Raw genomic sequence first — 19,247 nt, 5'->3', positions numbered from 1 at the left:
CTTGGGCGCTATGGCCGCTTCTGCACCAGCGTATCCGTCAGGCGGCTGCGGCCGACGCGGATGACGGTTTCCATGGCGCGCCGCGCGCCGTCCTCGTCGCGCCGGCGGATTTCCTCGACGATGCGCATGTGGCTTGCGGCGACATCGCCGATCTTGATGTGGTCGGCGGCGGGCGAGGAGAGCTTGAAGATGCCGGCCAGCGCCGCCTCGATGAGGCTGCCCACCGTGCGCATGAAGGGATTGCGCGCCGTATCGATGACGCTGAGGTGGAAACGCAGGTCGGCGAGCGCCAGGGTCTCCGGCGTGTGGGCCGGGTCGCCCATGGCGACGGCGAGCAGCATCATCTGGTTGATGTCGGCCTCGCTGGCGTGACGGGCGGCAAGGGCCGCGGCCTGCGGCTCGAAGCCGAGGCGGATCTCGCTGAGATGAACGAGGAACTGCTCATCCACGCCGACTGCGAAATGCCAGGTGAGGATGTCGCTGTCGAAGAGGTTCCACTGGGTCTTTGCGGTGACGCGCGTGCCGATGCGGGCGCGCGGCACGACCAGCCCCTTGGCCGCCAGCGTCTTCATCGCTTCGCGCAGCACCGTGCGCGAGACGCCGAAGCGGGCTTCGAGATCCGCATCGCCGGGCAGCGTGGCACCCACCGCAAACTCGCCGGCGATGATCGCCCTGCCGAGCTCGCCCACGACCTGCGAGTGGCTGGTGCGGGCCACGGGTCCGTTCATCATCGTTTCGAGCAGGCCCTTCTTGCGCACCGGTCCGTCCTCGCATCGAGCAATTCCAGCAAAGGTGCGAAGCGGTTTTGCGTCCGGAATTGCGTTAAAACAAAAGGCTAGAGCGCTTTCGCGTTCTGAAGAAAAGCGGAAGTGCTCTGGCCGTTGGGGTTTCGGGTACGGGCGAGGGCGGCGGGATGCATGTCAGGCATGCCGCCTCCGCCGGTCCGTCGCGAGGATCAGGCCCTTCTGGAGCAGGATGAAGGCGAAGAGCAGGAGGCCGATCAGGATCTTCGTCCACCAGCTCGACAGCGAGCCGTCGAAAGTGATGTAGGTCTGGATGAGGCCCTGGATGAGGATGCCGACCAGCGTGCCGGCGACGAAGCCGGACCCGCCCGTCAGAAGCGTGCCGCCGATGACGACCGCGGCGATGGCGTCGAGTTCCACCCCGACGGTGGCGAGCGAGTAACCGGCGGAGGTGTAGAGCGAGAAGACGATGCCGGAGAGGCCCGCGAGGAAGCCGGAGAGGGCGTAGATCATCACCGTCGTGCGTCCGATCGGCACGCCCATCAGCCGCGCCGTCGCCGTGCCGCCGCCAAGCGCGTAGATGTTGGCGCCGAAGCGGGTGCGGTGGGCGATCAGGATGCCGGCAGCGAAAACGAGGAGCATCAGGCCACCGATCAGGGTGATGCGTCCGCCGCCGGGCAGCTTGTAATAGACACTCTTCAGCGTGGCGTAGAAGGGATGCTTGATCGGTATGGAATCGATCGACAGCACGAAGGCCATGCCGCGCGCCAGGAACATGCCGGCAAGCGTGACGATGAAGGGCGGCATTTCGAGGTGATGGATGATCGCGCCCATCAAGGCGCCGAAGGCCGTGGTGACGGCAAGCGCCAGCACGAAGGCGGCAAGCGGATGGATCGCGGTCGATTGCAGCAGCACGGCGAGAAGGACGCCGGTGAAGGCGATGACCGCGCCGATGGAAAGATCGATGCCGCCGGACAGGATCACGAAGGTCATGCCGACCGCCGCGATGCCGAGGAAGGCATTGTCCGTCAGGAGGTTGCCGATCACCCGCGTCGACAGCATGTTGGGATACTGCGCGATGCAGACGGCATAGGCGATGAGGAAGATGGCGATCGTGGCGGTGAGGGGGAGATAACGCGGGTTCATTTCGTCTCCTCGCCCGTCTTGCTTGCCGCCTGCGGGCGGGAGAGGAAGACGAAGGCCGACTGCGCGCGCGGCGACTGGATGACGAGGATCAGCACGATGATCGCCGCCTTGATGATCAGGTTGAATTCGGGCGGGAAACCGGACAGCAGGATGCCCGTGTTGATCGACTGGATGATGAGCGCGCCGAGCAGCGAGGCAGCGATGGAAAAACGTCCGCCGAGCAGCGAGGTGCCGCCGACGACGACGGCGAGGATCGCGTCGAGCTCCAGCCAGAGGCCGGCATTGTTGGCATCCGCGCCGCGGATGTCGGCGGCGGCGATGATGCCGGCGAGCGCGGCGCAGAGGCCCGAGAGCACATAGGCGGCGATCAGCAGCACGCCGGTGGAAACGCCCGAGAGCATGGAGGCGCGCCGGTTGACGCCGAGCGCCTCGATGAGCATGCCGAGCGCCGTGCGCCGCACGATAAGCGCCACGGCAAGGCCGAAGACGAGCCAGATGACGACCGGCATGGGCAAGCCGAAGAGCGAACCGCTGCCGAGGAAGATGAGGCCGGCATCGTTGAAGGTGAGGATCGCGCCCTCGGTGATGAGCTGGGCGATGCCGCGGCCGGCGACCATCAGCACCAGCGTGGCGATGATCGGCTGGATATCCAGCACGGCGACGAGGAACCCGTTCCACAGGCCGCACAAGAGGCCGGTGCCGATGGTGACGAGCAGCGTCAGCGCCAGCCCGTAACCCGCCGTGATGCAGGCGGCGGCGACAGCCCCACAGATCGCCATGACGGCGCCGACCGACAGGTCGATGCCTTTGGTGGCGATGACCACGGTCATGCCGATCGCCAGCAGCGCCACCGGCGCGCCGCGGTTGAGGATGTCGATGAGGCTGCCATAGAGCCGGCCGTTCTGCATTTCGAGGCGGAAGAAGCCCGGAAAGGCAATCGACACCATCAGGAGGATGACGGCGAGTGCGGCGACCTGCGGAAAGAGCCTGACGGCATAGGTTTTCAAGGTCGCGTTCATGGATCGACCCTCCCGGCGGAGGCGGCGATCGCCTCGACGATGCCGTCCGTGGTGACCGCGCTGCCAGTGAGTTCGGCGACATGCGCCCGGTCGCGCAGCACGATGACGCGGCTGGAATAGGCGACCAGCTCTTCGAGTTCGGAGGAGATGACGATCAGCGACATGCCTTTCTCGCACAGGGATTCGATGAGGCGGATGATTTCCGCATGCGCGCCGACATCGATGCCGCGCGTCGGCTCGTCGAGGATGAGGAAATCCGGATTGGTGGCGAGCCAGCGGGCGAGGATCGCCTTCTGCTGGTTGCCGCCGGAGAGCAGCTTGATCGGCTTCTCTCGGTCGCTCGTGCGGATGTCGAGCGCCTTTATGTAGTGGTCCGCCAGCCGGTCCTGCTCGCCGCGGCTGATCGGCCGGGCCCAGCCGCGCCGGGCCTGGAGGGCGAGCGCGATGTTCTCGCGCACGGAGAGGTCGCCGACGATGCCATCGACCTTGCGGTCTTCCGGGCAGAAGCCGAATTTCTCGCGGATGGCGGCGCGGGGGGAGGAGAGGTCGAGCGTCCGGCCGTCTCTCTCCGCCGTGCCGCTGTCGGCGCGCTCGGCGCCGAAGAGGATCTCGGCCGTTTCCGTGCGGCCGGAGCCGAGCAGGCCGGCAATGCCGACGACCTCGCCCGTGCCGACATCGAGGTCGAACGGCTGGATATGGCCCTTGCGGCCGAAACCCCGGAAGCTGAAGCGCACGGGGCCGGCCTCGCCCTTCGCGCCATGTTCGCCCGCCACTTCCTGCACCAGTTCGCGGCCGAGCATCATGGCGATCAGGTCGCGGCGCGGCAGATCGGCGGTCTCGCGCGTGCCGACGAGCTGGCCATTGCGCAGCACGGTGATGCGGTCGGAAATCGCGTAGACCTGCTCGAGGAAGTGGGTGATGAACACGATGCCGAGGCCGCGCTCCTTCAGCCGGCGTACGATGCGGAACAGCATCGCCACCTCGTGCGTGTCGAGGCTGGCCGTCGGCTCGTCGAGGATCAGCACCTTGCCCGACAGGTCGACCGCGCGGGCGATGGCGACGACCTGCTGCACGGCGACGGAATAGGCGGCAAGTTCGGCGGTGACGTCGATGTCGAGGTCGTATTCGGCAAGCAGCGCCCTTGCCCGGCGGTTCATCTCGCGGGCGTCGACGAGGCCGAAGCGCTTCGGCTGGCGGCCGAGGAAGAGGTTTTCGGCGACCGTCAGGTTCGAAAGCAGGTTCACTTCCTGGTAGACGGTGCCGATGCCGAGGTTCTGGGCCTCCAGCGTGCTCTGCGGATCGACGTCGGCGCCATCGACGAGGATGCGCCCGCCGTCGCGGCGATAGGCCCCGGTGAGGCACTTGACGAGCGTCGACTTACCCGCGCCGTTTTCGCCGAGCAGGGCATGCACCTCGCCGCGCCGCAGAGAGAAATCGACGCGGTTCAGTGCCTTGGCGCCTGGAAAGATCTTGTCGATCCCCGTCGCCGAAAGAATATAGGAACTGGCAGGCTGCATGGTCCCGACCCGGATGAGGATGGCCGCCCGCAGCCTAGGAGGCGAACGGGCCTGGCGGAGGCCCCGCGCCCGGCCATTGGCCGGACACGGGGCTCCAGGGTGAGATCAGTAGCCGAGGCCCTTCTTCTCCTCGTAGACCTTCGCCGGATCGTCAGCCTGCGTATAGAGCTTCGATTCGGTCTGGATCCACTTCGGCGGCGCCTTGCCGTCCTTGCGGAAGGCGTCGAGGGCGTCGAAGGCGGGGCCTGCCATGTTGGGCGTCAGCTCGACCGTGGCATTGGCTTCGCCGGCAGCCATCGCCTGGAAGATGTCGGGCACGGCGTCGATCGAGACGACGAGGATGTCGGTGCCCGGCTTCAGGCCGGCTTCCTTGATCGCCTGGATGGCGCCGACGGCCATGTCGTCGTTGTGGGCATAGAGCGCGCAGATGTTCTTGCCGCCGTCCTCCGCCTTCAGGAAGCTCTCCATGACTTCCTTGCCCTTGGTGCGGGTGAAGTCGCCTGTCTGGCTGCGGACGATCTTCAGGTTGTCATGGCCGGCGAGCGCTTCCTCGAAGCCCTTCTTGCGGTCGATGGCGGGCGAGGAGCCGGTCGTGCCCTGGAGCTCGACGACGTTGCACGGCTTGCCGGCGACCGTGTCGACCAGCCACTTGCCGGCGACATTGCCCTCGTGCACGAGGTCGGAGGTGACGGCGGTCAGGTAGAGGTCGTCGGGGGCGTCGACCGTGCGGTCGAGCAGGATGACCGGGATTTCCGCATCCTTGGCTTCCTGCAGCACCTCGTCCCAGCCGGTTGCCACGACCGGGGCGACGAGAATGGCGTCGACGCCCTGCGCGATGAAGGAGCGCAGGGCCTTGATCTGGTTTTCCTGCTTCTGCTGCGCATCGGCGAATTTCAGGTCGATGCCGCGCTGTTCGGCCTGCTGCTTGGTGAGCGTCGTCTCGGCGGCGCGCCAGCCGGACTCGGACCCGATCTGCGAAAAGCCGACGGTCAGCTCGGCCGCGGACGCGGCGCTGAACATCGAGGCAGCAAGGATCGTGGCACTCGCGAGTGCGATTTTGAATTTCATGATGTCCTCCCAAAGAAAGCTGCTCCTCAGCAGCGAAGGTAAAACATCATATTGTATTACTATTGTAAACCATCAAATTTGCGGTGCCGGGATTTTCTTTGCGTGGAGGCGGGCAGGGGCGCGAATTGCCGGATGGGTTCTGCAAGCTGTTTCAAGGGCTTGTCGGCGAATGCGAAAGATCGCCTGCCTTGCGGCGGAAACACTGAACACGCGCTGGAACAGGCGCCGCTGCCGTTCGCGAGCCCATGCTGGCGGGCAAGGCGGCGAACAGAAGAACGAGGGGCCGACAGGGATGCCGGCGAAACCGTGGAACGGGCAAGGGTCCCACAGTGGATAGCCGATCGATGATTCGCCCGTGCGATCGAAGCATGCACGCTCTCGGGGCCGGTGCTGCCGAGATATGGCCGGAACCTCGACGACGGCAAAGCGGAGCGCTCTCGTCGAAACAGGGCGAACCATCTGGTCTACAAGCGGGGCAATTGCCTTTGGAATGCAACATTGCCGTTCTTTCCTTCCCCGGGGAAGGGGAAGCAGGCGGGGGGCATTCCCACAGGGGATCGGTTTATAAGGGGCTTCCGGTTTCTTAACGGCCGGCGCCTTCCAGCGTCTCGCTGACGCGCTCCCAGGCCTTTTTCAGGTGGCGTCCCAGAACTTCGGACAGCCGGTCGGCATCGCGCGCCTCCAGCGCGGCGACCATTTCCTCGTGCTCGCCGACCGCGGCCGCCCATTTCTCGGCGCCCTCGTGGCCGACGAAGCGGATGCGCTTCAGCCTGGTCTGCAGCATGCCGTGCACCTCGGCCAGCGCGGCATTGCCGGAAATGGCGACGATTCGCGTGTGGATCGCCTGGTTGAGCTTGTAATATTCTAGGCGGTCGCCCGCCTTGTAATGCCGGACCATGCGGTCGTGCAGGGCGCGGATTTCCGAGATCTCCTCGTCGCGCGCGCTCGCGCAGGCAAGCCTGCCGGCCAGTTCCTCCAGCGTGGCGAGGACCGAAAGCATGTCCTTGACGTCCTTCGCCCCGAAGCGCTTCACGACGGCGCCGCGGCTGGGAACGAGCTCGACCAGGCCTTCGCTCGCCAGATATTTGATGGCCTCGCGCAGGGGGGTGCGCGAAACGCCGAGCATCTGGCCGAGCTGGCCTTCGTTGAGGCGCGTTCCCGGCGACAGGTGCCCCTCGATGATCATGTCGCGCAGGCGGCCGACGAGCGTGTCGTGCAGCGCCGTGCGGCGGATCGGTTCCGGCAGGCTGCTTTCCGGGAGCCCCAAGCTTCTGATCTCATCCATGTCTTTGATCTTGCGTCTTTCAGGTCCGGCCCGAGGGCGCCGGCCGCGTTGGCGATTTGGTGCGAGCATGAAGAGCCGGGACGGTGGCGTCAATAAAAAATGCTGCATACAGAATACAAAAGACTTGATGCAGCATTTTGGATGCCGTATGAAAGCTGCATACAGAATGCAGCGGAGGAGCTTCATCATGACCGAGAGCGCAAAAGACGCGCGTCCCGTTATCGCGCTCGCCATGGGCGACCCGGCCGGCATCAGCCCCGAGCTGACCGCCCGCATCATCGCGCTCGACGACGTCAAGGCCGCGGCCCATCTCGTGGTGATCGGCGATCGCCGCATTCTCGACGAGGGCGCGAAAGCGGCCGGCCTCACCCTCGACCTGGAGGCCGCAACGCTCGAGACCTTCGGTGCGGCGGGCGGCGAGCGCCATGTCTTCATCGACCTTGCCCATCTCGATCCGGCGGACGTGGCGCGCGGTGAGGCGACGCTTGCCGGCGGCACATTCGCGACGACCAATTTCCGCACCGCGCTGCAGCTTGCCGATCAGGGCAAGGCCGGGGCCGTCTGCTTCACGCCCTTCAACAAGAAGGCCATGCGCTATGCCTATCCGGGTTATGACGACGAGATCCGCTTCGTCGCCGATGTCATCGGCTTCACCGGCAAGGTCCGCGAGTTCAACGTGCTGGAAAAGGTCTGGAATGCGCGCGTCACCTCGCACATTCCGCTGAAGGACGTGGCGGCGGCGCTTTCGGTCGAGGCGATCCTCGCCGAGATCGAGCTCACCGCGGCCTGCCTGCGCAATGCCGGCTACGACAATCCGAGGATCGCGGTCGCCGGCCTCAACCCGCATGCCGGCGACGGCGGTTCCTTCGGCATGGAGGAGATCGACATCATCGAGCCTGCCGTCGCGGCGGCGAAGGCGCGCGGTTTCGATGTCGAGGGTCCGTTCCCGGCCGATACCGTCTTCCTGCGTGCCCTGAAGGACGGCTTCCAGGCGGTCATGACCATGTATCACGACCAGGGCCAGATCGCGATGAAGCTCATGGGCTTCGACAAGGGCGTCACCATGATGGGCGGCCTGCCGTTCCCGCTCTGCACGCCGGCCCACGGCACGGCCTATGACATTGCCGGCAAGGGCATTGCCGATGTCGGGGCGAGCCGCGAGGCGCTGCTTCTGGCCGCGCGCATGGCGAAAAAGGCCGCCGCGCTTTCGGCCGCCGCCTGACCTGTCGAATTTTTGAGGTATACCGGCACGGAGGAGGTTCGTGCCGGGATCATCCCAACGGAGGAGCAAGATGAAAAAGTCCCTTACCATTGCCTGCATCGTCGCGGCCGCATCGGGCGTCGCCCTGCCGGCCTTCGCCTTCGAGCCGGAGCGCCCGGTCGAATTCGTCGTCACGGCCGGCCCCGGCGGCGGCACGGATATCTTCGCCCGCACCATCCAGTCGATCATCGCCAAGTACGAGCTGATGAAGGCGCCGGTGGTGGTGACCAACAAGGGCAGCGCCGGCGGCGCGGAGGGCTTCGTCTATGCCGCGACCGCAAAGGGCGATGCCCACAAGCTGACCTTCGGGACGAACAATGCCTATCTGCTGCCCGTGCGCGCCAAGGTGCCCTACACCGCCGCCGACCTGACGCCGGTCGCCGCGCTCGCCTCCGACGAGTTCGTGCTCTGGGTCAACGGCAAGTCCGACATCAAGACGGCCGCCGATTTCGTCGAGAAGGCCAAGGCGGCGCCGGGCACGCTGAAGGTCGCCGGCAGCCAGTCCAAGGACGTCGACCAGATCCTCACCTCGATGATCAACGAGGCGACCGGTGCCGATATCGGCTACGTTCCGTTCAAGAGCGGCGGCGAGGCGGCCGTGCAGCTTGCCGGCGACCACGTCGCGGCCAATGTCAACAATCCGAGCGAGAACCTCGGCCAGTGGCAGGCCGGCATGGTCAAGCCGGTCTGCGTTTTCAAGTCGGAAAAGCTGAAGAGCGATGCGAAGGTGGCCGGCGACCAGGGCTGGGCTGACATCCCGACCTGCAAGGACAGCGGCATCGCCATCGACAACTACGCCATGCCGCGCACCGTCTGGCTTGCCGCCGGTGTCGAGCCCGAGGTCGTCAGCTTCTATGCGGATGTCCTGAAGAAGGTGTCCGAGACGCCGGAATGGCAGAAATATCTTGCCGACACCTCGCAGTCCGGCACCTATATGAGCGGCGCGGAGTTTGCGGACTTCATCAAGAAGGACGAAGCCGCCGTCAGCGCCGTGCTGAAACGCGAAGGCTGGCTTGCGAACTGAACCTCCCAAGGTTCCGCGCGGATGCCCCACGGCATCCGCACCCCCTTTCGGAAAGGTCTGATCCATGCGTGAGAACAGCGCGAATGGGCTTTCCCGTTTCGCCATGGAAACGGGCGTCGCCCTCCTGACGGGCGCCTTCGGCATCGCCGTCGCCTACGGCTCGATAGAGGCCGGCGCGGGCTGGACGGAGATGGGGCCGGATGCCGGCTATTTCCCCTTCTATATCGGCCTGCTGATCGTCTTCGGCAGCGCGATGAACCTCGTCTACGCTGTCGTCAAGCATCGCGGCAGCGGCGAGATCTTCGTCGACATGGCGCGCTTCAAGGTCGTGCTCGGCTTCCTGCTGCCGCTCGTCGCCTTCGCGGCGGTCTCCACCCTCCTCGGCCTCTATGTCGGCACGGCGCTCTACATCGCCGGAACGATGACCTTCCAGGGCAAGTACAAGTGGTGGGCCGGCCTTGCCGCGGGCATGGGCGTCGCCCTCTTCTTCTTCGTCATTTTCGAGATCGGCTTCAAGGTTCCGCTCCTGAAGGGTCCGGTCGAGGCCTTCTTCGGGATCTACTGATCGCGCGAGGGCGCCGGTCTTCGGAGGAAAGACATGGAAAATATCGGTCTTCTCATGGACGGCTTCGGCCATATCCTGAGCTTCAACCACATCCTGCTCATGATGCTCGGCGTCACGCTCGGCATCCTGGTGGGCGTGCTGCCCGGCCTCGGTGCGCCCAACGGCGTGTCGCTGCTCCTGCCGCTCACCTTCTCGATGGATCCGATCTCGGCCATCATCCTGCTCTCCTGCATGTATTGGGGCGCGCTCTTCGGCGGGTCGACGACCTCCATCCTCTTCAACATTCCGGGCGAGCCCTCTTCCGTCGCCACCACCTTCGACGGCTATCCGATGGCCAAGAAGGGCGAGGCGAGCCGGGCGTTGACGCTCGCCTTCGTCTCGGCCGGCCTCGGCGCGCTTGCGGGTGTCGTGATGATCACGCTGCTCTCCGGCTGGGTCGCCAATTTCGCGCTGCGCTTCTCCTCGCCGGAATATTTCGCCGTCTATTTCCTCGCCTTCGCAAGCTTCATCTCGATGGGCGCCCAGTCGCCGTTCAAGACGCTCGTCTCCATGATGATCGGCTTCGCGCTCGCCTCCGTCGGCATGGACACGATCTCGGGCAACCTGCGCCTGACCTTCGACATTCCCGAACTCATCAAGGGCGTCTCGTTCCTCATCGCCGTCATGGGTCTCTTCGGCATCGGCGAACTGCTGCTGACCACGGAGGAGGGGCTGCGCTTCGAGGGCATCAAGGCGCGCGTGAGGCTCGTCGAGATCGGCCGCACGCTGGTCGAGATGCCGCGCTACTGGTTCACCATTGCCCGCTCCACGCTGATCGGCATCTGGATGGGCATCACGCCCGCCGGCCCGACGGCGGCCTCCTTCATGAGCTACGGCGTCGCCCGCCGCTCGGCCCGCGACAAGTCGCAGTTCGGCAAGGGCGATCCGCGCGGCGTCGTCGCGCCGGAGACGGCCGACCATTCCGCCGGCACCTCCGCGTTGCTGCCCATGCTGGCGCTCGGCGTGCCGGGCTCGGCCACCGCGGCGGTCATGATGGGCGGCCTGATGATCTGGGGCCTGACGCCCGGTCCGACGCTCTTCACCGACCGGCCGGATTTCGTCTGGGGCCTGATCGCCTCCATGTATCTCGGCAACATCGTCGCCGTCGTGCTGGTGATCGCCACCGTGCCGCTCTATGCCTCGATCCTGCGCGTGCCCTTCGCCATCATCGGGCCGATCATCGTCGCCATCATCCTGTCCGGCGCCTACCAGGTCGGCAATGCCGTCAGCGACATGTGGCTGGTGCTTCTCTTCGGCCTCCTCGGCTATGTCTTCAAGAAGCTCGATTATCCGCTTGCCCCGCTCGTGCTTGCCATGGTGCTCGGCGACAAGGCGGAGGATGCCTTCCGGCAGTCCATGCTCTTGTCCGGCGGCCAGCTCTCGGTCTTCTGGTCGAACGGGCTGGTGACGACGCTGATGCTGGTCGGCCTTGCGCTGCTCTTCTCGCCGCTCGTCTTCTGGCTCCTCGGCATCTCGCGCCGCCGCCGGCTCGGCGTTCCCAAGTCCCCGCAGGACGGCACGCCGGCGGTCTGATCCGCCGGCTCCCCGCCTTTTCCGCACCAGGAGTTCGTCATGACCGTTCCGGCGCCCGCATGGACCCGTGAAACCTGGCCGATCGCGGCCGCGATGATCCAGTATCCGAACCTCCTGGCGGATGGCCGTTCGGTGCAGGACCAGTCCGTCGAGGAATGGGCCGCGACGCTCGACGACGTCGTCGATGCCGGCTTCACCGAGCTCGACCCGACGGACAGCTGGCTGCGGCTCGCCGATCTTTCGCCGGCACGGCTCGACGCCTTCATGGCGCTGGTGCGCTCGCTCGGCCTGACGATCCCGGCGATCTCGACCTCCCGCCGCAGCGTTATCGATGCCGTCCACGGCGATGCCTATCTCGCCTATGGCCACCGCGTCATCGACACGGCGAAGGCGATCGGCGCGAGCGCCGTCTCCTTCGGCCTCTTCGAGCCGCTGACGGCCGGGCAGAAGAAGGCGCTCTGGTTCTGGACGGTCGATGGCCCGTGTAATCCCGATGATCCGGCCGTCTGGCAGAAGGCCGTCGCGCGCATCCGCGAGCTCGGTCGCCATGCCGAGGAGCTCGGCATCGAGATGGCGCTGGAAATGTACGAGGACACCTATCTCGGCACGGCGGACAGCAGCGTGCGCTTCGTCGAGGCGGTCGGCCTGCCGAATGTCGGCATCAACGCGGATATCGGCAACCTCATCCGCCTGCACCGCCCCGTGGAGCACTGGCAGGAGATGATGGAGAAGGTCGCGCCCTTCGCGAAATACTGGCACGTCAAGAACTATACGCGCACGGAGGATCCGGGAACGGGGGCGATCGTCACCCATCCGGCGCCGCTGGAGACCGGCATCATCAATTACCGCGCCGCCATCCGCATGGCGCTTGCGCACGGCTTCCGCAGCGCCTTCCTTTGCGAGCACTACGGCGGCGATGGCCTTTCGGTCTCGGCAGCCAACCGCGATTACCTGCGGCGCATCCTGCCGCGCCGCTGACAAGACGATCCAGCACAAGACGAGGGACGATCACCATGACCACCATCTTCGATGCACCGGAGGATTTCGCGGCCACCGCGCTTGCCGGCTTTGCCGATCTCTACAGCCGCCATGTCCGCCTCGTGCGCGGCGGCGTGGTGCGGGCGACGCGGGTACCGAAGGGCAAGGTCTCGGTCGTCGTCGGCGGCGGTTCGGGGCATTATCCGGCCTTTGCCGGCTATGTCGGCCCGGGCATGGCGGACGCGGCGGTTGCCGGCGATGTCTTCGCCTCGCCCTCGACGGCGGCGGTCGCCCGCGTCTGCCGGCAGGCCGATCACGGCGGCGGTATCCTGCTCGGCTTCGGCAACTATGCCGGCGACGTGCTGAATTTCGGTGTCGCCGCCGAGCGTCTCAGGGCCGAGGGCATCGATGTCCGCATCGTTCCGGTCACCGATGACGTGGCGAGCGCGCCGGCCGAGGCGCATGGAAAGCGCCGCGGCATTGCGGGCGATCTTGCCGTGTTCAAGGTCGCGGGCGCGGCGGCGGAAGCCGGTCTTTCCCTCGACGAGGTGGAGCGCATTGCGCGCCATGCCAACGACCGCACCGTCTCCTTCGGCGTCGCCTTCGACGGCTGCACCTTGCCCGGCGCCGGCGGCCCGCTCTTCACCGTGCCGCAAGGCCGCATGGCGCTCGGCCTCGGCATCCATGGCGAACCGGGCATCCGCGAGGAGGCCGTCGTGCCGGCGAAGGATCTTGCGGCCCTCCTCGTCGAAAGGCTTCTTGCCGAGCGCCCGCAGGGCGTCACGCGTGTCGCGGCGGTGCTGAACGGTCTCGGCGCCACGAAATACGAGGAGCTCTTCGTCCTCTGGACCGCGATCTCCGGGCTGCTGAAGGCGGCGGGGCTGGAGATCGTGGCACCCGAGGCGGGGGAATATGTCACCAGCCTCGACATGCAGGGCTGCTCGCTGACGCTGATGTGGCTGGATGCGGAGCTCGAAACCTACTGGACAGCGGCCTGCGATGCGCCCGTCCTCCGCCGCGGCGGCGAGATCCGCACGGAGCGTGCCACCGACGCCATCGTCAACGAGGATGCCGCGCCGACCTTCGGCCCGTCCTCGGCCGCCTCGCGCAAGGACGCGGCCTGCATCGCAAGGCTTCTCGGCCTTGCCGCGAAAGGGTTGAAGGACGCGGAGGACGAGCTGGGCCGCATCGACGCGCAGGCCGGCGACGGCGACCATGGCCAGGGCATGCGCCGCGGCTCCGCCGCCGCCGCGGACGCCGTCAGGCAGGCACTCGCCGCCGGTGCCGGCGCCGCGAGCACGCTTGCGGTCGCCGGCGATGCCTGGGCGGACCGCGCGGGCGGCACGTCGGGTGCCATCTGGGGCCTGCTGCTGCGCGCCTGGAGCAACGCGCTTTCCGACGATGCCGTTCTCGATGACGCTGCCGTGGTCAGGGGCGCGCGTCTTGCGCTCGATGCCGTGACGCGGCTTGGCCGCGCCCGCGTCGGCGACAAGACCCTCGTCGATGCGCTCGTGCCCTTCGTCGAGGCGCTGGAGGCGTCGTTTGCGGCCGGCAAGCCGCTGAAATCCGCCTGGATCGATGCTGCGGCCGCTGCGACGGCAGCGGCCGACGCCACCGCCGCGCTGACGCCGAAACTCGGCCGTGCCCGCCCGCTCGCCGAACGCAGCATCGGCCATCCGGACGCCGGCGCGATTTCACTGGCGCTGGTCGCAAAGATCATCGGCGAGGCTATCTGACCGGTCGACAGAGCAATTCCGGAAACGGGCCCGGCGATTTTTGCCGGGCCATGCGGACCAACCTGCCTTCAGCTGCATCAGGCTCTCAAGGCGGCCGCCGGGCTGAGGCGGAGAGCCGAGAGCGCCGGTACGATCGACACCAGCACCGCAAGAGCGGCGAACCATATCGCCAGCGGGAGATCCGCCCGGGCGAATTCCACGGGCATATGGACCGCCGTCGCGGAGGCGAGGGCGGCGGAGATGGCCCGCGCCGCGCCATAGCCGACGGCAAGGCCGAGGGCGAAACCGGCCAGCAGCAGCAGGAAGAGTTCACCCCAGACGATGGCGAAGACCGCCCGCCGCGGGGCGCCAAAGGCCCTGAGCGCCCCGATCTGCCGCCGGCGGGCGCCGACATGCATGATCGTGACGAGCAGGATGGCGGCGACGACGATCGCCTGCGTGGCGATGGCGATCGCGAGCAGCAAGCTGCGGGCATCGCCGAGCGTCGCATAGAGACGGGTCAGCACTTCGGCGGGGAACACGGCGAGCGTCGTCTCGCTGCGATATTCCTGGCGCAGGCGGTAGGCGTCGCCCATGGTCTTCGGCTTGACGAGGACGGCGGGGATGCCGGGCGTTTCGGCATCGAAATGTTCGTCGAGCGCCGCGTCCGGCTCGACATGGACCGCGTGGTCATGATCCTCCGCCGCGGCGCCGTCTGGCGCTTCGTCGCCGTGGTCGTGCTCGTGTTCGGCCTCCGCTCCCATGCCGTGCAATTGCCAGACGGCCCGGATCGGCACGAGGATCGCCCGGTCCCAGGCGGTGCCGGTCGGCGCCATGCGGCCGCGCACCGTATAGGCGAGTTCGACATGGGTATGGCCGCCGCTATCGGCCGCGCCGTGCATCGGCTTGATCTGCGCCCCGAGGCGCATCGGCACGTCGGCGCCGATCACCGCCTCGCCGAGGCGGGCGAAGACCGCCCCTTCCGCAAGCGTCGGCGACAGGGCGGCGACCAGCGCCGTCGTCGTGCCAACGACCGGGCGGCCATCGGCGGAATCGCCGAAGCCGACGGGGGCGGCGAAGGAAACGCGCGGATCCCGCGCGAGCTTTTCCAGCACGGCGCCGGACATCAGGGGCAGGGGGGATGGCTGGAGGAAGACGGCCGACAGGGCAAGCTGCGTCTCGCTGCCGGCAGCGCCGACGACGAGGTCGAACTTTTCCGCCGCCCGCGCGCTGCCGAGCCGGACGGCCCGCTCCTGCAGCGTGACGGCGACGCTGAGCGCGACCGAAAGCGCGATCAGCACGACGACGGCGAGCGCGCCGCCCTTGAACCGGCGAAGATCGGCGAGGATGAAGCCCATCATGCCGCTTCCGCCTTCCCGGCGTCCTCGATGATGCGGCCGCCGTCGAGGATGATATGCCGGCCGATGCGCTCCACCAGGGCCGGGTCGTGGGTCACGACGAGCAGCGTGGCACCTTCCGCGCGGGCAAGCCGCACGATGAGGTCGGCCACCTCGCCGCCGATGCGGCGGTCGAGGCTCGCCGTCGGTTCGTCGGCGACGATCACGCCGGGTTTCGGCAGCAGCGCCCGCGCCACCGCCACGCGCTGCATCTCGCCGCGCGACAGCGTCTCGATGGGCTGGCCGGGGCGGGCAATGCCGCTGATTTCGAGCAGGTGGAGGGCGCGTTCGCGCTCGCCCGGCTTCAGGCGGCGGGCGAGCCGCACCGGCAGCACGACGTTCTCGTAGGCCGAAAGGCCGGGGAAGAGGTGGAAATCCTGCATCACGAGGCCGATATGGGCGGCGCGGAAGGCATCGCGCCGGCCGGTGGGCAGGCGGGTGATTTCCATGTCCCCCCAGGAAACGGACCCTTGCGTTGCGGGCTCCAGCCCGGTGACGACATTGACCAGCGTGCTCTTGCCCGAACCGGAGGCGCCCGTGATCGCGAGTCCGCCGCCGGCGGGAAGGTGCAGGTTTTCGATGGAAAGCACCGGCGCATCAAGGCCGGGAAAGCGCATCTCCAGGGCGGCAATATCGAGCGCGAGCATCGTCAGACCGTCTCGAATGCGGCGTCGCGCAGGCGCAGCTGGCTGACGAATCCGGTTTCGGGATCGACCCACGAGCCGTATTCCAGCATGCCCCGCGCCTCGATCGGCGCATTGTACTGCACGAAGGTCTGCTTTTCGGCGAGGTAGACGACAAGGATATTGTCCGGCCAGTCGGCATCCGAGGAGCAGAAGGGGCAGAGCGACATCGGGATTTCGGTGAGCACGAAGAAATTCGCCTCGGCCTTCAGCGGCGGGGCCATAAAACCCTTCATGGCGACCTCCCGCCCGTTCAGCCGCTTCACCTTGTCGGAGAATTCGAGGCCGAGCACGCCGAAGCTCTTGTAGAGTTCGCCGAAGCCGAGCGTTTCGCCGGCAAGGGCCGGGCGGGAAAGGGCGAGAGCGGGCAAGGCCGCCAGCGCGCAAAGCAGCCGGCGCCTTTCGAACGACACGCGGTCCATCTGCGTCATGGCCGGGCCTCCTTCTTTATCGGCAGGAGCGTGGACAGGCGGCGCGGGCCGCCTGTCCAGCAAGGTCTGGTGTCATTCCTTCGGTACGCCGAGCGCAAAGGCATCGGCCAGCACGCGGTAGACGTCGCTCTGCTCCATGTAGCCGCGGAACCCTTCGGAGCCGGGACCTGCGGCCTGCAGCACGACGTCGTCCACGGCATGCACGCCCGTGTCGCCTTCCTTCGGGATGTTACCCTCGACGAAGACGGCGCCGGGCACATCCTTGTAGGCCTCGTTGGCGACGTATTCCTTCGCCTCGTTCTGCACGGCCGGCACGAACGGGCCGTCCAGCTTCGGGCGGAAGGTCTCGTAATGGTCCGGGCCGTTGTTGGCGGCCAGGAACAGGCGGCGCGAGACGTCGATGCGGTCCGGATAGCCGTCTCCGTCCTTGTCCTCGTAGTTCGGGAAGCCGGCATCGTCATAGGTGCCGACCTTCTCGCGCATCACCTCGCCGGGCTTCTCGTCATCGACCGTGCCGATGATGGCGACGCCGTGCGTGTGGTCGCCGGTCACGACGATCAGCGTGTCCGGGTTCTTCTCGGCGAATTCGCGGGCAACGCCGACGGCCTTGTCGAACTCGATCGTCTCGACGAGCGCGCGGTCCCAGTCGAGCGGGTGGCTCATCTTGTCGACCGACGCGGCCTCCACCATCAGGAAGAAGCCTTCCGGGTTCTTGGAAAGCTTGTCGAGCGCGGCCCTGGTCATGTCGACGAGGCCGGGCTGGCTCGGGAACTTGTCGACGGTGCCCTTCTTGAGGAATTCGCGGTCGAGGGTCACGTCCAGATTGCCGGTATGGAACAGGCCGAGCAGACGCTCCTGGTTCGATCCTGCGGCCGCGGCGAGCTCGGCCTTGTCGGTCGCGATTGCATAATCGGCATTACGGAACTCGGCGATATAGTCCTTGTCGTCCTTGCGCTTGGAGCCCGGCACATCCTTGGAGAGGAAATAGGCCGAGCCGCCGCCGAGCAGGACGTCCGGCTTGACGTCGAGCATCATGCCGACGATCTCGGCCTTGTCGGCGCGCTTGCGCGTATGGGCGACGAGCGCGGCGGGTGTCGCATCCTGAAGTTCCGAGGTGGAGACGATGCCGATGGACTTTTTGGTGTTCCGGCGCAGCGCCTCGGCGATGGTCTCGACCTTCGGGTCGTCGAGGCTTGCCGGCGTGCGGTCGGCATAGACGCCGAGCGCGTTGACGCGCGACTTGTGGCCGGTCATGTAGGCCGACATGGTGTTGGCGCTGTCGGTGGCGATCGAATGGGTGGAGGACGTGCCGATGAAGGCGACCGGCGGGATGTCGTCCATCGCCAGGCGGCCGTTCGCCTTGCCCTCGGTCATGCCCTTGGACATGATGCGTGCACCGGTGCGGTGGGCGACGGACAGGCCGTCGGCGATCAGGAAGATGATGTTCTTCGCCTTCGGCTGGGCGGCGGTCTCGTAGACCTCCCAGTTGACCGACTGTGTTTCGCCGCCGGCGGAAACCTCGACCGTGTAGGCGCCGGCCGTGCCGATCGCCAGGTCGCGCAGGATGAGCGCCGAACCCAGTACCTTGTCCTCGGCGCCCTTTTCCTCCGCGACGAATTCGGCGGCCTTGCCGAAGACGTCGGCATAGTCCTTGCCGTTGACGGTGACCTTCACGTCTTCCGGTGTCACGACCGCATCGAACTCGACCTTGAAGTCGAATGGCGAGCCGACGAGGATCGTCGCGCGATCGATGGGATAGACGGTTGCGGCGTTTGCAGTGCCGGCCAGGATCGTTGCCGATGCCAGGGCGAGGATGAGTTCACGCATGGGAGGAGCCTCTCTTGAGCGGTGCGTTGGCCCCCTGCGCATAGAAAGCCTGGATGACAGGCGTATTACACGGCCGTGACACTCCTGTGATCGTCGCTCAAACCGGACCTCGCTCGATCGATGGATGGAAGACGGGCCGATAGCCGGCACCGAGGGCCATGACCGTCGACGGCGGCGTCAGCAGGGCATCCGCGCTGTCGAGGCGTTGCGGTAGGGCGTAGCCTTCGGCGGTCCAGCGGTGGGCGAGGCCGGCACGAAGCGTGAAGGCGTGCCCGCCCGCCGCCACGACGGCGCCGTCGGGAAGCGCCGCCAGCGGCCCGGCGATCGGGTGCAGGCGCTTGCGCCGGCGCTCCAGGCGTTCGCCGTGCAGGACGGCATCCATTGCGCCGGCGGCGGGCGGCGGCTCGTCCTTCGCCGATGCCCAGCACGCCTGGAAGCGCTGCGCTGCCTCCCTGCGGCAGAAGAAGCAGGGCCGATGGCCGGCGGCAAGGGCGACCGCCTCGTCGAGGAAGAACAGCTCGGTCCAGCTCCGCCCTCCCATCACCTTCCGGCGGCGACCCTGGAAGTCGCAGAGGCAGACCAGCCAGGCCCTGGACGCCCAGCGCTTCGAAAGCAGCGTCTTCGTCGCCGGGTCATGGATGATGCCGCGATTGCCGGTAAAGAGGCCGCGCTGCGGGAGCGCGACGATCTCGCCGAAGGGGGTGACGCGGTTTTGAAGGGGCATGGTGCTCCACCGGGATCAGGGACGATGCGCCATCCTATCCCCAAGCGGCACTCGTCGTCTTCCTTTCAGGGCGCGGCTCGATCGCAGCCGCCTTGCCGTTCCGACGCCGCGGCCCGTGCAGGGCTCACAACAGGCCGAGATGGGTCGCAAGCTCGCGCGCCGCCGCCGCGCCCGCGCGGTTGGCGCCGATGGTGGAGGCGGAGGGGCCGTAGCCGACGAGATGGATGCGCGGGTCCTTCCCGACCTGCGTGGCGAGGCGTCCGGCCATGACGATGCCGCCCTTCTCCCCGCG

At 67.1% G+C, this 19,247-nt stretch carries 18 protein-coding genes (1 of these 18 cut by a window edge); 6 read left to right on the top strand and 12 right to left on the bottom strand.

The genetic code is table 11. From position 1 onward, the window contains the following. Nucleotides 1-8: 8 nt before the first annotated feature. The 6 genes from AABF56_RS27855 to AABF56_RS27830 all read right to left on the bottom strand — a co-directional run bounded on the left by AABF56_RS27855 (nt 9) and on the right by AABF56_RS27830 (nt 6,778). Nucleotides 9-731 carry a FadR/GntR family transcriptional regulator gene (locus tag AABF56_RS27855; RefSeq protein WP_272808452.1) on the bottom strand — a complete coding sequence of 241 codons (723 nt, stop codon included), beginning with the start codon at nt 729-731 and terminating at the stop codon, nt 9-11. A 189-nt stretch (nt 732-920) separates the two neighbouring features. Next, complete coding sequence (gene yjfF / locus AABF56_RS27850) at nt 921-1,889, bottom strand: galactofuranose ABC transporter, permease protein YjfF (RefSeq protein ID WP_244770247.1); 969 nt, start codon at nt 1,887-1,889, stop codon at nt 921-923. Next, nucleotides 1,886-2,908 carry an ABC transporter permease gene (locus AABF56_RS27845; RefSeq protein ID WP_272808316.1) on the bottom strand — a complete coding sequence of 341 codons (1,023 nt, stop codon included), beginning with the start codon at nt 2,906-2,908 and terminating at the stop codon, nt 1,886-1,888. The genes yjfF and AABF56_RS27845 overlap by 4 nt, the downstream gene beginning before the upstream one ends. Further along, on the bottom strand, nt 2,905-4,425 hold the full coding sequence (gene ytfR, locus AABF56_RS27840; RefSeq protein ID WP_272808315.1) for a galactofuranose ABC transporter, ATP-binding protein YtfR: 1,521 nt from the start codon (nt 4,423-4,425) through the stop codon (nt 2,905-2,907). The genes AABF56_RS27845 and ytfR overlap by 4 nt, the downstream gene beginning before the upstream one ends. A gap of 105 nt (nt 4,426-4,530) precedes the next feature. Then, entirely contained in the window at nt 4,531-5,493 is a 963-nt protein-coding gene (gene ytfQ, locus AABF56_RS27835; protein WP_272808314.1) for a galactofuranose ABC transporter, galactofuranose-binding protein YtfQ, read from the bottom strand. Between the two features lie 583 nt (nt 5,494-6,076). Beyond that, nucleotides 6,077-6,778 (bottom strand): GntR family transcriptional regulator, encoded by a 702-nt coding sequence (locus tag AABF56_RS27830; protein ID WP_272808313.1) that lies wholly within the window; start codon nt 6,776-6,778, stop codon nt 6,077-6,079. A gap of 187 nt (nt 6,779-6,965) precedes the next feature. Here AABF56_RS27830 and AABF56_RS27825 point away from each other — a divergent pair, with 187 nt between their 5' ends. The 6 genes from AABF56_RS27825 (at nt 6,966) to AABF56_RS27800 (ending at nt 13,914) form a co-directional block, all read left to right on the top strand. Further along, nucleotides 6,966-8,000 (top strand): 4-hydroxythreonine-4-phosphate dehydrogenase PdxA, encoded by a 1,035-nt coding sequence (locus tag AABF56_RS27825; RefSeq protein ID WP_272808312.1) that lies wholly within the window; start codon nt 6,966-6,968, stop codon nt 7,998-8,000. A gap of 70 nt (nt 8,001-8,070) precedes the next feature. After that, a complete protein-coding gene (locus AABF56_RS27820) occupies nt 8,071-9,063 on the top strand; it encodes a Bug family tripartite tricarboxylate transporter substrate binding protein (RefSeq protein WP_272808311.1) in 993 nt (330 codons plus the stop codon). A gap of 64 nt (nt 9,064-9,127) precedes the next feature. Next, nucleotides 9,128-9,628, top strand: a complete 501-nt coding sequence (locus AABF56_RS27815) for a tripartite tricarboxylate transporter TctB family protein (RefSeq protein WP_244770254.1) — start codon at nt 9,128-9,130, stop codon at nt 9,626-9,628. 33 nt (nt 9,629-9,661) lie between these two features. After that, nucleotides 9,662-11,200 (top strand): tripartite tricarboxylate transporter permease, encoded by a 1,539-nt coding sequence (locus AABF56_RS27810; RefSeq protein ID WP_272808310.1) that lies wholly within the window; start codon nt 9,662-9,664, stop codon nt 11,198-11,200. A 39-nt stretch (nt 11,201-11,239) separates the two neighbouring features. Continuing rightward, complete coding sequence (locus tag AABF56_RS27805; RefSeq protein WP_272808309.1) at nt 11,240-12,178, top strand: sugar phosphate isomerase/epimerase family protein; 939 nt, start codon at nt 11,240-11,242, stop codon at nt 12,176-12,178. Between the two features lie 35 nt (nt 12,179-12,213). Then, nucleotides 12,214-13,914, top strand: a complete 1,701-nt coding sequence (locus AABF56_RS27800; RefSeq protein WP_272808308.1) for a dihydroxyacetone kinase family protein — start codon at nt 12,214-12,216, stop codon at nt 13,912-13,914. 77 nt (nt 13,915-13,991) lie between these two features. On the opposite strand, the gene AABF56_RS27795 is transcribed toward AABF56_RS27800, so the two are convergent. From AABF56_RS27795 to AABF56_RS27770, 6 genes are all read right to left on the bottom strand, one after another. Then, nucleotides 13,992-15,254 (bottom strand): FtsX-like permease family protein, encoded by a 1,263-nt coding sequence (locus tag AABF56_RS27795; RefSeq protein WP_272808307.1) that lies wholly within the window; start codon nt 15,252-15,254, stop codon nt 13,992-13,994. Next, nucleotides 15,251-15,937 (bottom strand): ABC transporter ATP-binding protein, encoded by a 687-nt coding sequence (locus AABF56_RS27790; protein ID WP_272808306.1) that lies wholly within the window; start codon nt 15,935-15,937, stop codon nt 15,251-15,253. Before AABF56_RS27790 ends, AABF56_RS27795 begins: the two co-directional genes overlap by 4 nt. Nucleotides 15,938-15,939: 2 nt before the next feature. After that, nucleotides 15,940-16,404: a hypothetical protein gene (locus AABF56_RS27785; RefSeq protein WP_244770260.1), complete on the bottom strand. Its 465-nt coding sequence runs from the start codon at nt 16,402-16,404 to the stop codon at nt 15,940-15,942. A gap of 72 nt (nt 16,405-16,476) precedes the next feature. Further along, a complete protein-coding gene (locus AABF56_RS27780; RefSeq protein WP_272808305.1) occupies nt 16,477-18,231 on the bottom strand; it encodes an alkaline phosphatase in 1,755 nt (584 codons plus the stop codon). Between the two features lie 97 nt (nt 18,232-18,328). After that, entirely contained in the window at nt 18,329-18,955 is a 627-nt protein-coding gene (locus AABF56_RS27775; RefSeq protein ID WP_272808304.1) for a hypothetical protein, read from the bottom strand. Nucleotides 18,956-19,079: 124 nt separating this feature from the next. Next, a protein-coding gene (locus AABF56_RS27770) for an FAD-dependent oxidoreductase (RefSeq protein ID WP_272808303.1) crosses the window boundary here: on the bottom strand, nt 19,080-19,247 show its end. The gene runs 945 nt beyond the window's last position; 168 of the gene's 1,113 nt are visible here — the last part of the coding sequence; its start codon lies beyond the right edge, outside the window — the gene reads right to left on this strand; its stop codon occupies nt 19,080-19,082.

This window comes from Shinella sp. WSC3-e (assembly GCF_945994535.1).
GTDB lineage: Bacteria > Pseudomonadota > Alphaproteobacteria > Rhizobiales > Rhizobiaceae > Shinella > Shinella yambaruensis.
The sequence above is the reverse complement of the archived record's forward strand: the minus strand, read 5'-3'. Positions and strand labels throughout refer to the sequence as shown.